This window comes from Chryseobacterium sp. FH1 (assembly GCF_000735135.1).
Classification (GTDB): Bacteria; Bacteroidota; Bacteroidia; order Flavobacteriales; family Weeksellaceae; genus Epilithonimonas.
In genome coordinates this window covers 718,888-733,824 of record NZ_JPLZ01000006.1, presented here as the reverse complement: position 1 = coordinate 733,824, position 14,937 = coordinate 718,888, and the positions used below count along the sequence as shown (strand labels likewise).

The window sequence follows — 14,937 nt, the reverse complement described above, 5'->3', positions numbered from 1 at the left end:
AAAGAAAACCTCAGCTAATTTTGGCGGAGGTTTTTGGTTATTTTCATAATTAAGTAGGTTTTTAAAACATACATAAACTGAATTTTAGTATATTTGAGTAATGCATAAAAACACTCAAATAGAACTTGCTTTTACAATTGACAAGCTTACAAACTCAATTGTAAATCTGATTTCAGGAGATAGTTTTCAAACCGAAATTTCTTTACTGACAAAAGATGATTTGAAAAACATTACAAAAAAGAATGGTTGGAATTTTAATTGGAAATCTGAATTTCAAGATATTTCCAAAGAAGTTTACAAACTTACCATCGTCAATAATCCAAATATCATTCAAGGGCTTTTGAGTATCAACATTATGAATGACCACATTTATATGAATCTTTTGGAAAGTGCACCATTTAATATTGGTGGCAATAAACTTTACGAAGGGGTTGCGGGGAATCTCGTAGCATACGCCTGTAAAGTGTCATTCCAAAAAGGATTTGATGGATATATCGCTTTTGTTGCCAAAACAAAATTGATAAAACATTACGAAGAGACTTTGGGAGCTTATCATTTCAAAGACCAGAAAATGATTATTGAAACTGAGCCTGCAAGATTATTAGTACAAAAGTATTTTAAAGATTAAAAGTATGGGAATTATAAAAGAACCAAAAGGTGTCAATTTTATTATACAAAGTCCACCTCTTAACGAAGCCGAACAAAAAGAAATCAGTGAGTTTATAACAATGCGAAAAGCACAGAAACTAGCCGAAACAAAATTGTCATATCAAATTAAAACAAGAAAATCCATTATACGGTCGAAACAAAAATCTTGATTAGAGTGATTATTCCAAATTAAGATTATTTAAGTACATAAGAAAAACCTCAGCTACATTTTAGCTGAGGTTTTTAATTTTGTCGAATTGAATGACTTTACTTAATACTCATCAATTCCACATCAAAGATAATCGTAGCGCCACCTGGAATTGCACCTCCAGCGCCTTGGTCTCCGTAAGCCAAATCGGACGGAATGTAAAATCTATATTTAGAACCTTTGCTCATCAGCTGGATTCCTTCTGTCCAACCTTTGATGACACCACCAAGATTGATATCCATGGGTGCGCCGCCATTTTTGTCGGTAGAATCGAAAACGGTTCCGTCCAAAAGTTTTCCGGTGTATTTTACTTGGACAACGTCGGAAGCTTTTGGTTTTGTTTTACCATCTCCTTCCTGCAAAACTTCGTACTGCAAACCTGACGCAGTGGTTTTTACTTTTGGATTACTTTTGTTTTTCGCAAGAAAATCCAGACCTTTTTTCTTATTGTCATTGGACTGTGCTCCCGCTTCAGATTGCTTTTTTTGCTGTTGCTTCATCATAAAGTCTTGCATAAAGCTGTTCATTTCTTCAGCTGGTAACATCTTTTTCTTCGTGCTGTCCATTTCCTCTTTGATACCTTGAGCCAAAAGTTCTGCATCTACTTTGAAGCCTTCTTGTTTCATATTTTGAGCGATACTCATTCCTATGTAATAAGAAGCTTTTTGTTCATCTGTATATTTGCTGTCGTCTTTCTTGTCACCTTTGTCAGCACACGAAAAACTAAGTGTTGCTACGCAAAACAATGCAATAGTCTGTCTTTTCATTTTATAATTTTATGATTACGAATTAATGGTTGCAAATCTATTATTAATAATAGAAACTTTCCTGCTAGAATGAATTTTTCTACTGTTGATTTTTAAATTTCATTTCAAGATTCCGAAATCATCTTATCCAAATCCAACAGCAGATAATTAATATTTTGATTAATGGTCCTCGTCGCAGACTGCATCTGGTTCAACATCGAGGCACGATTCTGCAAATCCGATGAGCGATAATAGCCACCTGTCCCAAAATTTACAGATTTGTTGGCGGAATCCTCATCGTTATCAAACTGATAATTAATCCATCTCTGTTTCATATTTTGGATAATCGAATGTTCCCTATTCCCCGTAAATTTTTTCTCCGTGTACATATACCAAATAAAAGGCGGAAAATTATGAGACTGCAATTTCTCATCCCAAATATCTTTCAATAGATTTCTTTCATGAATGAACTCTACCTTCTTCCCTTTCGGATTGAAAGTCGCCAAACCAAGACCAGCACCCAAAAGCCCACCACCAATACTCACGATGTTTTCTGCATTGTCATTCTTGATAATCCCACTCGCGACCGAAGTTACTGCACCCGTGATGATGGAAAAGAGAATCAGTTTGTTGTTATTGTTGCTATTGATGTTATCGACATAATTCGCCATTTGCGCCACACGTTCGCCTTCGCAGTCAAACTCCGCCGCGACCGCGTCCAATTCCGTGAGTGAAATACTGATTTTACTGTTAATTTTAGTCTTCAATTGAAGCACTTTTACCTGAGCTTCCAGCGAGCCATCCTTTTTATATTTCAAAATATCTTCCACCTCATCTATGCTTTGCAAGGCATTCAGAATGAGAATACTTTGGTCAGAAAAATAAATTTTCAAATGACTGTTCGCCAAGATGATAGAATCTGAGTTATAGGAAGGCAACTTTTGGTTGTAATTGTACTGCAATGGCGCTTTGCAATAGCTGTCACGCAATGTCAGGATATTCTGCTGAAGGGTTTTCGTCTTGTTGGAAACGCAGGAAACCAGCATCGAAATAGCAACAATTAATAAAAATATTTTCTTCATCGGTATTAAATTTGGTGAGCTGAAACCACATAGACACATAGATAATTGAGGTTATTTTTTCATAAAAGATAAAGCTCATCTATTTTATCTTGAATCCTTACAAAAAACTATGTGTCTATGTGGTTAAATTTATTTTTAATTAATTCTGCTCTATTAATTTCAAATTATTTTCCGGTGTGTAATCCATAAAAATCCCACCATCCAAATTCACAGATTTCACTTTCTTTTTAACTGCGAAATTCAAGTTAGTTTGCTTCTGATTTTTCTCCCAGACCGCTGGCGTAAAATGAATTTTCTCCGTCGAATTATCATCGTAAGTCACAACCGCATCAAACGGAACTGCAAATCCACCAACATTTTCAACCATCAAATTCACCTGATTTTTATCCTGAGAAACAGACGCAATCTTCAAATCAATATAATTGTTCGTGTAAAACCAATTGTTGAAAAACCAATTCAAATTCTTCCCCGAACCAGCATTCATCGAATTGAAATAATCCCACGGAATCGGATGTTTCCCATTCCAATTGTCCATATAATGATGCAAAGATTTCTTAAACAAATCATCACCCAAATAATCCTTCAAAGCTAAATACGACAACGCCGATTTCACATATGCATTATTCCCATATCCAGCACCCGAAAGCTGAGAGCTCATTGTGATAATCGGTTGGTCTTGCTCCGTCGAAGCATCATTAATCCAACGTTTTACACGGAAGTTCTTCATAAATTTGTCCGCAGATTCTTGTCCGTTCTCCGAGATTCCAATCAAATATTCCAGCATCGTCGCCCAACCTTCGTCCATAAAAGCATATCTGGTTTCATTGATTCCCATATAAAAAGGGAAATAAGTATGCGCAATCTCGTGGTCAGCCGTCAATCTCGCATCTTGCAAATCATCAGGAATGCTGGTATCATTAATCATCATCGGATATTCCATATCGGCGTAACCTTGGACAGCCGTCATCGCAGGGAACGGATACTCCACGCCAGGCCAGTTTTCCGAAAACCATTTCAGGTTGTAGCGCATCCATTCTGTATATTGTTCGAAATCTTTCGCCCCAACTTTATAAGCGGACTGAACGCTAGCTCGTTTCGTTTTCAACTGAACACTCGACGCATCCCAAACGTAATGATTGCTCAAGGCAAAACAAAAATCTACAATATTGTTCGCTTTGAATTTCCAGACATTCCACTCATTCGGCTTCGTCACTTTCCCCGATTTCATTTCAGTTTCATTCGCAACGTGGATGATTTTATCTGATTTCAAAGATTCTTTAAAACGTTTCAAAAATTGCGGTTGCAAAACTTCCTCAGGATTCAGGAAATCGCCCGTTGACCAGACCACAAAATTTTTAGGTGCAGAAATCGCAAAAGAATAATCATTGAAGTCATTATAAAACTCCTGTCTGCCGTTGTGCGCCAACATATCCCAACCGTTGTAATCATCATAAACAGAAACTCGCGGAAAAGAATAGGCCACATAAAAAGTCTCCGGATCAATCTGCCCTTCTCTCCCACTTTCCTTTGCCAATGGATATTCCCAATCGATTTTGATTTCCGTTTTGGATTTTGAGGCAATCGCTTTCGTCAGTTTTACCGCTTCCACAGTTCCCCAATCGTCGCTGTTGATGTTGTATTTTTCACCATTGATGGAGAAAGATTTGATTGTCAAACCCTCCGTCAAAGATTCCTTCGAAGCATATCCAGCCCTCGGAGACTGCGGCTTAGTCATATTATTCACAAACCGAATCGCCAAAACCTTCAACTCATCCGGACTATTATTGGAATACTGAATCGTCTCGGAACCCGAAACTATTTTCGTTTTCGCATCCACTTTCACATTCACATCATAAACGCCTTTGTTCTGCCAGTAATTTTTTCCGGGTTTTCCAGAAACATCGCGAGTCCCTTTCGCATAAGCATTCTTGATATTCCTCGGCATATACAGTTCCTGCGCAAAAATCGCCGTTCCCATCAGCATCAATCCCAATAATAGTTTTTTCATTTCCAAAATTTAAAACTCAAAAATAAAGAATTAAAACCAATTCCCTCGCTGAGCGTCATTTGTCAAATATCTAAGATTTAGAATAATTATTTGGGCAGCTTTATCCGCCTTCCACTCCCAATCTTTTTTGCATACGATTTCCTTTTAAATAGAACTTAAGATTACGCAAAAAAGGATTTCCGTTCAAGTCGGGCTGCAGATTCAGTATATAACAAGAGTCAATATAAAAACGTTGCTTTGTCATTCCGTAGGAATCTAGACTGTTTAGATTGACAAACCATTTCGTTAGGTATCCTCCGGAATGACAAAAACTTAAATCATTAAAATCATATCAGATTTTAGTTTATTTACAAAAGAATGTTACTTTTACAATTATCAATTTCTCAAAAAGAGACAACAACATTACAATGAAAAAATACAGCCTTTCATTCCTCCTCCTAATCTTCGGAATCACCATCTCCGCCCAAAAAAGCATCGACCAAAAAGTCACCGAACTCCTTTCCAAAATGACCCTGGAAGAAAAAGCCGGACAACTCGTCCAATACAGCGGCTTCGAATACGCCACAGGACCACAAAACTCCAACTCCAAAAAAGTATTGGACGAAATAAAAAGCGGAAAAGTCGGCTCGATGCTGAACGTCACTGGCGCAGAAGAAACAAAAGCTTTCCAAAAATTAGCCTTAGAATCTCGACTCAAAATCCCATTGATTTTTGGTCAAGATGTAATTCACGGTTTCAGAACAACTTTCCCGATTAACCTCGGTCAGGCCGCAAGCTGGGACTTGGAAATGATAGAAAAATCCGAAAGAATCGCTGCAATAGAAGCTTCGGCATTCGGTGTTCATTGGACATTTGCACCAATGGTGGACATTGCCAGAGACCCAAGATGGGGACGCGTGATGGAAGGTTCTGGTGAAGATACTTACCTCGGAACCAAAATCGGATTGGCGAGAATCAAAGGTTTCCAAGGCAAAGGCTTAGGCAACATCGATGCGATAATGGCGTGCGCGAAACACTTCGCCGCTTACGGTGCAGCAGTTGGTGGTAGAGATTACAACTCGGTTGATATGAGTCTTCGTCAACTTCACGAAACCTATCTTCCACCTTTCAAAGCGGCTTCTGAAGCCGGCGTTGCTACCTTTATGAATTCCTTCAACGACATCAACGGAATTCCGGCAACCGCGAACAAATATATCTTGAGAGATTTACTGAAAAACCAATGGAAATTCCAAGGTTTTGTGGTTTCCGACTGGGGAAGCATCGGCGAAATGATAAAACACGGTTTTGCAAAGGACAATGCCGAAGCTGGAGAAAAAGCCATCCTCGCAGGTTCCGATATGGATATGGAAAGCAGAATCTATATGGAACAACTTCCAAAACTGGTAAAAGAAGGAAAAGTGGATATTAAATTTGTGGATGATGCTGTGAGAAGAATCTTAATCAAGAAATTCGAATTGGGATTGTTTGACGACCCATACAAATTTTCAAATTCCGAAAGACAAAAACAACAAACCAATAATCTTGAGCACAGAAAATTCGGAAGAGAATTCGGGGCGAAAAGCATCGTTCTTTTGAAAAACGAAAAGAAAATCCTTCCACTTTCCAAATCAACCAAAAAGGTTGCCTTGATTGGACCATTCGGAAAAGAAGCAGTTGCGATGCACGGATTTTGGTCGGTTCCATTTAAAGATGATGCGCAGAGAATCGTCACTCAATTTGACGGCATCAAAAATCAATTAGACAAAAACTCAACTTTGCTTTATGCGAAAGGCTGCAATGAAAACGACGACAACAAATCTATGTTTGCAGAGGCTATCGAAACGGCCAAAAAAGCAGACGTTGTGATAATGACTTTGGGCGAAGGACACGCAATGAGTGGTGAAGCGAAAAGCCGAAGCAACCTACATTTCTCCGGTGTTCAGGAAGAATTGTTGAAAGAAATTGCCAAAACAGGAAAACCAATTATTTTGATGATAAACGCCGGAAGACCTTTGGTTTTTGATTGGGCAGCGGACAATATTTCGACCATCGTTTACAGCTGGTGGCTGGGAACAGAAGCCGGAAATTCTATCGCCGATGTCATCTTCGGAAATGTGAATCCTGGTGGTAAACTGCCAATGACATTCCCAAGAACAGAAGGTCAAATCCCAATCTATTACAACCATTACAACACCGGAAGACCAGCTGGAAAATCCACAGACAGAAATTACGTTTCCGCTTACATCGATTTGGACAACGACCCGAAATTCCCGTTTGGATTTGGATTGAGCTACACGAATTTCAAATACTCCAACTTCAATTTGAGTTCTGAAAATCTGAAAGGCAATCAAACTTTGACCGTCAATGTGAATGTTGCCAATACGGGGAAATTTGATGGTGAAGAAGTGGTTCAGCTTTACATCCGCGACCTTTTCGGAAAAGTGGTTCGCCCAATCAAAGAACTTAAAGGTTTCCAGAAAATATTTTTGAAGAAAGGCGAAAACAGAAATGTAACTTTTAAACTGACTCCTGAGGATTTGAAATTCTACGATGACGCTTTGAATTACGATTGGGAAGCTGGCGAATTTGAAATAATGGTTGGGACCAATTCCAGTGAAGTGATGACGAAGAAGATTGTTTGGGAAAAGTAGCATAAACACTTCGACTCCGCTCAGTGTGACAACTCTAATACTAAAAACTATTTTTTTAACAATGTCAGTCTGAGCGGCGTCGAAGACTTTTCCGTTAAAACAAAAAATCCTCTTTCAACAAGAGGATTTTGCTTTTATAATTATTTCTTAAAACTAATCTCCGCCAAAATCGGAAAATGGTCTGATGGATAAAGCAGATTTTCTCGTCTGTCATTGATTGTCCGGTTCGATTGGACTTCGAAGCCTTTTACAAAAATGTAATCAATTCTTTCTCTTGTAATGGTATTCACATCAAAAGCCGTGAATGTTCCTTTTGGTCCGTAATGTGGCTTCTTCGAATGGTAATAGACATTGTCCAAGGACTGAGAAATGATTTTGATTGGTTCTGTATCTTCCGTCAAATTGAAATCGCCTGTCAAGGTCAAAGGCAGATTTTGAGGATTTAGTTCTTTGATTTTTTCAAGGATTAATTTGGAAGAATTGACTCTCGCCACATCACCAACGTGGTCAAAATGAAGATTCATCGCCAGAAATTTTTTCCCACTTTTCTTGATTTTGAAAAACGCATAAGTACAAACTCTGTTGTAAGCCGCATCCCAACCTTTCGATGGTTTTTCTGGCGTTTCGCTGAGCCAGAATGTTCCTGATTTCAGAACTTCTAATTTATTCTTGTCGTAGAAAATCGCCGAATATTCGCCTTGATTTTTGCCATCGTCTCTACCAACGCCCACATAATCGTAATCTTTCAAATTGGTTTTGATATCAATCATCTGCTGAGGCACGGCTTCCTGCACGCCGAAATAATCCGGATGATAATAGTTCATCAGCGCCAAAGCATCGTCCTTTCTTTTGTCCCAAGCGTTTTCTTTATCACTTTCCAATGACAATCGGATGTTGTAGGTCATCACTTTCAAATCCTGAGAAAAAAAGAAATTGGAAGAGAACATTAAACCAAATAATAATTTTTTCATTTTAGATATTTAAGTTTTGATAATATCGGATTTAAGGTTCTTATAATATATTTTTAAGCCTAAGATGCTGAATCAGCATAATCGTTTTAGCATCTTTGATTTCGCCATTATCAATCATATCAAGCACTTTATCAATATCCAATTCCAGAACTTCTATTTCTTCCTGCTCTTCTTCCAGTCCGCCACCGTCATTGATTTTCATCGATTTGGAATATTCTGCAATGAAAAAATAGAGAATCTCCGTCACAGAACCTGGCGACATATAAACTTCGAAAACCTTTTTGATATCCGAAATCTCATAACCCAATTCTTCTTCCGTTTCTCTTTTGATGCAATCCTCGGGATTATCTTTATCCAAAAGTCCGGCGCAAGCTTCAATCATCATTCCGTCTTCATTGCCATTGATGTAAGTTGGTAGTCGAAATTGTTTTGTCAGAATGACGGTTTTCAATTCTTTGTTATATAGCAAAATCGTCGCACCATTTCCGCGGTCGTAAGCTTCTCTGCTTTGGGTTTCCAGCGTTCCGTCTTTCTTCTGATATTCGAAAGTCACTTTGTTCAAAGTGTACCAATTATTGGAAAGGATTTCTGTTTTTAGAATCTTGATTTTACTATTTTGCATATGGGTTGGGTTATTTTTTATAATCTTCAAAATTCTGGATTCCATTCAAAAAATCTTTGACTGGCAATCTTTTCTTACCTTGGATTTGAACATCTTCAGGATAATAAATTCCGTCTTTTGTATAAAATTTGAATTCGGTTTTGGAAATATCAAAATCACCAGCTTCACGGGAATGAGATTCAACTTCGAATTTTCCTTTGAATATTTTCAAGGATTTTTCTTCGTCTCCAACTTTCAGAATCGTGAAAGCCGTTGGATAAGGCGACATTCCTCTCACAAAATTATGAATGGTTTCAGCACTTTGATTCCAGTCGATTTTCAGGTTCTCTTTGAAAATTTTGTAGGCAGTTTTTGGATTTTCTTTGTCAGGTTGAGGTAATTCTTCGATTGAATTATCAGCCAATCCATCCAAAGTTTTGATGATTAATTCCGAGCCGATGTTCATCAACTTATCGTGCAAAGTTCCGGCGTTGTCTTCAGGTAAAACTTCTGTTTCAGCTTGGAGAAGAATGCTTCCTTCGTCAATTTTTTCATTGATGAAAAACGTGGTGACTCCTGTTTTGGTTTCGCCATTGATAACCGCGTAATTGATTGGCGCCGCGCCACGATAATCCGGCAACAATGAAGCGTGGAGATTGAAAGTTCCCAACCTCGGAATCGAAAACAAGACTTGAGGCATCATTCTAAAAGCTACCACGACAAAAACATCGGCATTCAGATTTTGAATGGTTTCCAAAAATTCCGGGTTTCTCAGTTTTTCGGGTTGAAAAAGATTGAGCCCATTTTCTTCTGCAAAAACTTTGGCTGGTGAAGGTGTGAGTTTCATTCCTCGTCCGCTTGCTTTGTCGGCAGCAGTTACAACACCGACTACTTTATGATGAGATTTGAAAATGGCTTCCAGAGAAGCTTTGGCAAAATCGGGAGTTCCGAAAAAAACGACATTAAGGGATTTCGTCATTGATTTATAATTGATAAATGATAGTTGATAATTGATTTTTGATTCGAATCACTCGCAGCCCGACTTGAACGGAAATCCTTTTTTGCGTAATCTTAAGTTCTATTTAAATGGAAATGGTATGCAAAAAAGATTGGGAGTGGAAGGCGGATAAAGCTGCCCAAACCTAACAAAGTGGTTCGACTTATTCAAATAATTTTATTGGTTTAACATATAGGTTTTGTAATTCAACATTTTGACTTTACCTATGTCCAAAAGAAAGATTAACGTGTCGGAAATGGATTCTTTGGAGTGAAAATTGAGATTGGCGGCAACCTCTTCCAAAGCCATCGGTCGCTTGGCAAGTTGTTCGAAAATCTCTGTTGACAAAGTTCTCTTCGTATTTGTTTTCTTTCTGCAGACAGAACATTTGCCACAATTATCGGCATCACGTTCTCCAAAATAACTGAGAATCAATTTCATTTTGCAGAAATCTGTGTCCTTGATGAAGAATTTATTTTCCTCCCATTTCTTTAATTTATTTTTCTGAATCTGATTGAAAAGCGACCAATATTCGCCCGAAAGATGTCGGTCGTTCCGAGGTTTCAGGAACTTGATGGAATGTTGACTGCCGTCGAGATATTCCAAATGTCCTGCTTTCTGCAATTGTTTAAGTCTTCCTTTGAAAGTCAAGATATCAAATCCATTCTTTTTGCAAAATGCCAAGTCGCTGAAATGTACTTTTTGAATCGCCAAACCTGGCAAATTACGGAACAACAATTCCATAAAATAAGCATCCGACGGCGCCAATTGTTCCAAATCTTCGGAATTAATAAAACTTTGAAGGGTGGAAGATGAGATTGAATTTTTATAATAAATCAATTCCTGATTATTCAGAAACGTCAGAATATTTTTGATTTTTGCCGTTGATGATTTTGTCAAATTTTTGATTCTGTTGATGTCCAATTGGAAAGTCCGTTCCGGCAAATCCGAATCTCCAATCTGAAAAATGGAATACAGATACATCAGGATTTTCTCGTATTCGGTTTTGTTGGGGATTTGGTTTTTGAAAACATCATCGATATTCTTCAATTCCTGTTCATTCCAAAGTAGCAGGACAATGGCCTCTTGTCCGTTTCTTCCCGCTCTTCCTATTTCCTGATAGTAATTTTCCAAAGTTGAGGAAGGTGAAAAATGAATTACAAATCGGACATTATCTTTGTCGATTCCCATCCCGAAAGCGTTGGTCGAAACCAAAACGTGGAATTGGCTGGTAATCCATTTTTTCTGAAGATTCTCTCTGTCACGGGCAGTCATTCCGGCGTGGAAAAAATCCACATTTTGGAATCTGTTATTTTTGAGATAATGCGTGAGTTCTTCCGCTTCCTTTCTGGTTCTGGTATAAATAATTCCGGAAGATGGATTTTGTCTTAAGAATTCTAATATTCTATTATACTTATCGGCAGTATTCCCAACGATAATGTTGAGATTTTCTCTTCGGAAACTTTGTTTAAAAACCTGAGGTTGGTGAAGTCCCAACTTGATTGAAATCTCGTCAACGACTTGGTCTGTCGCTGTTGCCGTCAATGCCAAGCACGGCACATTCTTAAAATCCTGACGAAACTTTTTGATGTTCTGATAACTTGGGCGGAAATCCTGTCCCCACTCCGAGATACAATGCGCCTCGTCAACTGCAATAAACGAGATATGGATTTCCTGAATATTTCTTAAAAATAATTGATTTTGCAATCTTTCTGGCGAGACGAAAAGAACTTTGGTCAAACCTTCCTTGCAACGGTTGTAAACGGTCTCTTCCTCGAATTCATCTAAGTCGGAACTTAGTAATTCGGCTTCGATTCCTAAAGCTTGCAATGATTGCAGTTGGTCTCTCATCAAAGCTAACAAAGGCGAAATCACAAGGCAAGTTCCTTCGAGAATTATCGCCGGCAATTGGTAACAAAGCGATTTCCCACCGCCTGTTGGCAGAAGCGCCAAAGTATCTTTACCATTGATGATGGATAGGATTATTTGTTCCTGTGAAGACCGAAACTCATCATACCCCCAAAATTGTTTGAGCGTTTGATGAATTAAAATATTTTGTGAGTCTGTGAAAGAAAGCATTTGTAAATTTAATCAATTCTTTAAAACAAAAAAAACCGTCTCGTGATAAAACGAAACGGTTTTTGATTATGATGAAAATATATTTTTATTTAACTTCAAAATATACTCTTCTGTTTGCTCTGTTTTTCCATTCTGGACATTTCTCAGCTGGCTCACATTCTGGGTAAAGAAGGTCTGTCTCTCCTTTTCCGATTGCTTCTAATTTAGCTTTGTCTGCTCCATTTTGGATCAAATAATCTTTAACATTATTTGCTCTTCTCTCAGAAAGTTTTTGGTTGTACTCTTCTGTAGATCTTGTATCAGTTCCTCCGATTACTCTGAAAGTACTGTTTGATCCATTGATATAGTTAATTGCATTATTAAGAATTGGCGTGTTAGAAGGTAAGATTCTATCAGAATTCAAATCAAACTCGATTCCTTTCATAATTGCTGTAGCATCTGTCACGAGACCTGTTGTTGTATTTGTCAAAGGACAACCTTGGTTTTCAACTGGTCCTGGAACTGTTACACATTTGTCATACAAATCAATTGTACCATCCAAATCCACATCCAATGCTACACCAGCGCCGTCAACTCTTGCTCCAGCAGGTGTATCAAGTTGTCTGTCCCAATCGTCGCAAACCCCATCATTATCAACATCTCCTTTTTTACAAACTTCAAGATCTTGAGTTTTTTCATTAAGAACATCCAATTTGTAATAGATCTCCTGCAATGGATCGTGCCACATCAAGTGAGACTCGTGTTTTCCTAATTTGAAAGTAAGTCCTAAAGTCGTGTTGAAGAAATTGTCAGAGATTTGATCCTCGATAAGGTTGTAGCCAGTTTGTCCAACTCCGGCCCCATCAAACTCATCATCACCAGTTACAACATACATCACTCTACCTTCTAGATCCAATCTATTATTAATTTTGAACTTAAGACCAGCTCCTGCTTGTCCGAATAGTGAATTAAGTTTGAAAGGTTTTGCTTCAAAATTAAGCGTTTGGTTGTAAACCGGTCCTGGATCTTGTCTGTAAGATTTATAGGCCAAAGTTCCAATACCTGCGTAACCGTGTAATGCCCATCTAAAAGGAGATTTGTTATCTACCCTTCTAAGAAGGTTGGAGAAATTAAGATCTCCCAAGATTGAAATCGCATTGTATTGAGTTCTTCCAGCAATCTGTCTTCCTGTTAATATCGTGTGATCTTTTGTATTTGCATAACCTTGTCTTGTTTCGCCTCTGTCGTATTGCAAATTAAGACCGAAAGCGTGAGTTATAGCTTTATCTACACTTAAGTATGCAGAGTAACCAAAGAGGTTTTTACCGTTTCCATTTTTAATGGATGTCATATCCGCAGACTGAATCAAGGGGACACCTGCACCAACAGAAATCGACCAATCATTAAATCTTTTTGACTCTTGTGTAAATGGGGAAACATTTTGAGACCCGGAATTCGCATGCGTAGATGCTTCCTGACCAGCTAAACTCATAGGCAGCAATAAGCTCACTGCTACTAATGATAATAAATTTTGTTTCATATTTGAATGTTTTTTTTATTAATTATTTTGCTACAAAATATACTCTTCTGTTTGCTTCATTTTTCCACTCCGGACATTTTGTTGCCGGATCGCATTCGGTATATTTTAAATCTTCTTTTCCTCTTCCTTCCGCCGTAAGGACAGATGAAGATACGCCTTTTTCTACTAAATATTTAAGAACAGCATTTGCTCTTGATTGAGAAAGTTTTTTATTATAAGCACTAGATCCTCTGCTATCTGTGGCACCTACAACGATGAAGCTGTCGCCTGCCCCTAATGTTTTGATAATGTCCGCAGCATGGTTTAGATCTTGGAAAGATTGTGGTCTGATAACGTCTTTGTTCAATTCAAATTCTATTCCATTGAAATATTTGTTAATCTCTTCTATGGCAACTTGTTTTGAAACTAATGGCTGAGCAGTTTCTAATGGACATCCATTGTTAGAAATTGGCCCAGGAACTGTAACACATTTATCATAAAGATCGATAACGCCATCTAAATCCAAATCCAATGCAACACCAGACCCATCTACTCTAGCTCCTGCTGGAGTATCAAGTTGTCTGTCCCAATCATCACACACGCCATCATTATCACCATCTCCTTTATCACAAACTTTGAAATCTATAAATTGTTCTTCCAAAGCTGCAGTTTTAGCATAAGCATTTTGCAATGGATCTACCCAACGCAGATGGTCTTGATGTCTTCCCAATTTGAAAGAAATACCAAGATTTACCAACCATGCATTGTCCGAATAAGTATCATTGATTAAGTTATATCCAGGAGCTGCATCTCTTGTCCATCCGCCACCATCAAACTCTTCATCACCACTCATGATGTACATAGTTCTAAGTTCGATATCAAGCAATCTGGAAATGTTATATTTTAGACCGATACCGCCAATATAACTAAATGAGGAAATATCAATTTTTTGCTCAATGTAAAGTGGCCATTTGCTTAGCACTGCATTATCTTGCAAGAAAGTTTTGTATCCCAAAAACCCAACTCCTCCGTAGCCATGCAAAGCCCATCTGAAGTTAGATTTATTATCTACTCTTCTCATAATATTAGAGAAATTAACATCTCCGATCAAAGCAATCTGATCAAACTTTGTATGGCCATGTGCAACCCCAGCAATGTCATTCAAATATGCCTTTTGTTTGGTTTCTCCACGTGTATATAATAAGGAAATTCCGAAAGTATGGCTAATTTGCTTATCCAAGCTTACATAGCCATTCCAGCCCCAATTGACTTTTCCACCATAAAAGGAAGTGATATCTGCATGGGACATAAAAGCCCCGCCACCACCTACAGAGATGGACCAATCTTTAAAAAGCCTGCTTTTGTTGTTAAAAGGTTGTGTTTTGATTTCCGTATCACTTGTTGTCTCATTGGTCTGTGCAAAACCGAGAACAGGTAAAAGGAGAAGTAGAAATAGTTTTTTCTTCATA

At 38.0% G+C, this 14,937-nt stretch carries 11 protein-coding genes; 2 read left to right on the top strand and 9 right to left on the bottom strand.

Translation table 11 applies throughout. The features are described from left to right. Window positions 1-100 precede the first annotated feature (100 nt). On the top strand, window positions 101-628 hold the full coding sequence (locus tag IO90_RS10250; protein ID WP_034966159.1) for a hypothetical protein: 528 nt from the start codon (window positions 101-103) through the stop codon (window positions 626-628). A gap of 287 nt (window positions 629-915) precedes the next feature. Here the strand turns inward: IO90_RS10250 and IO90_RS10240 are convergent, their stop codons facing one another. The 3 genes from IO90_RS10240 to IO90_RS10230 all read right to left on the bottom strand — a co-directional run bounded on the left by IO90_RS10240 (window position 916) and on the right by IO90_RS10230 (window position 4,692). Next, window positions 916-1,623 (bottom strand): FKBP-type peptidyl-prolyl cis-trans isomerase, encoded by a 708-nt coding sequence (locus tag IO90_RS10240; protein ID WP_034966156.1) that lies wholly within the window; start codon window positions 1,621-1,623, stop codon window positions 916-918. Window positions 1,624-1,727: 104 nt separating this feature from the next. Further along, entirely contained in the window at window positions 1,728-2,684 is a 957-nt protein-coding gene (locus tag IO90_RS10235) for a hypothetical protein (RefSeq protein ID WP_034966154.1), read from the bottom strand. Between the two features lie 139 nt (window positions 2,685-2,823). Next, a complete protein-coding gene (locus IO90_RS10230; protein WP_034966152.1) occupies window positions 2,824-4,692 on the bottom strand; it encodes a M1 family metallopeptidase in 1,869 nt (622 codons plus the stop codon). 407 nt (window positions 4,693-5,099) lie between these two features. On the opposite strand from IO90_RS10230, the gene bglX reads away from it, so the two are divergent. Beyond that, on the top strand, window positions 5,100-7,322 hold the full coding sequence (bglX, locus tag IO90_RS10225; protein WP_034966151.1) for a beta-glucosidase BglX: 2,223 nt from the start codon (window positions 5,100-5,102) through the stop codon (window positions 7,320-7,322). 140 nt (window positions 7,323-7,462) lie between these two features. Here bglX and IO90_RS10220 read toward each other — a convergent pair whose 3' ends face one another. The 6 genes from IO90_RS10220 to IO90_RS10195 all read right to left on the bottom strand — a co-directional run bounded on the left by IO90_RS10220 (window position 7,463) and on the right by IO90_RS10195 (window position 14,936). Beyond that, window positions 7,463-8,293 carry an endonuclease/exonuclease/phosphatase family protein gene (locus tag IO90_RS10220; protein WP_034966150.1) on the bottom strand — a complete coding sequence of 277 codons (831 nt, stop codon included), beginning with the start codon at window positions 8,291-8,293 and terminating at the stop codon, window positions 7,463-7,465. Window positions 8,294-8,333: 40 nt separating this feature from the next. Beyond that, complete coding sequence (gene nudK, locus IO90_RS10215; protein WP_034968889.1) at window positions 8,334-8,915, bottom strand: GDP-mannose pyrophosphatase NudK; 582 nt, start codon at window positions 8,913-8,915, stop codon at window positions 8,334-8,336. Window positions 8,916-8,925: 10 nt separating this feature from the next. Then, window positions 8,926-9,873, bottom strand: a complete 948-nt coding sequence (gene fmt / locus IO90_RS10210) for a methionyl-tRNA formyltransferase (protein ID WP_034966149.1) — start codon at window positions 9,871-9,873, stop codon at window positions 8,926-8,928. 195 nt (window positions 9,874-10,068) lie between these two features. Further along, complete coding sequence (locus tag IO90_RS10205; RefSeq protein WP_034966148.1) at window positions 10,069-11,970, bottom strand: ATP-dependent DNA helicase RecQ; 1,902 nt, start codon at window positions 11,968-11,970, stop codon at window positions 10,069-10,071. Between the two features lie 85 nt (window positions 11,971-12,055). After that, window positions 12,056-13,489 carry an OmpA family protein gene (locus IO90_RS10200; protein WP_034966147.1) on the bottom strand — a complete coding sequence of 478 codons (1,434 nt, stop codon included), beginning with the start codon at window positions 13,487-13,489 and terminating at the stop codon, window positions 12,056-12,058. 22 nt (window positions 13,490-13,511) lie between these two features. After that, window positions 13,512-14,936: an OmpA family protein gene (locus IO90_RS10195; RefSeq protein ID WP_034966145.1), complete on the bottom strand. Its 1,425-nt coding sequence runs from the start codon at window positions 14,934-14,936 to the stop codon at window positions 13,512-13,514. Between the last annotated feature and the right edge of the window lies 1 nt (window position 14,937).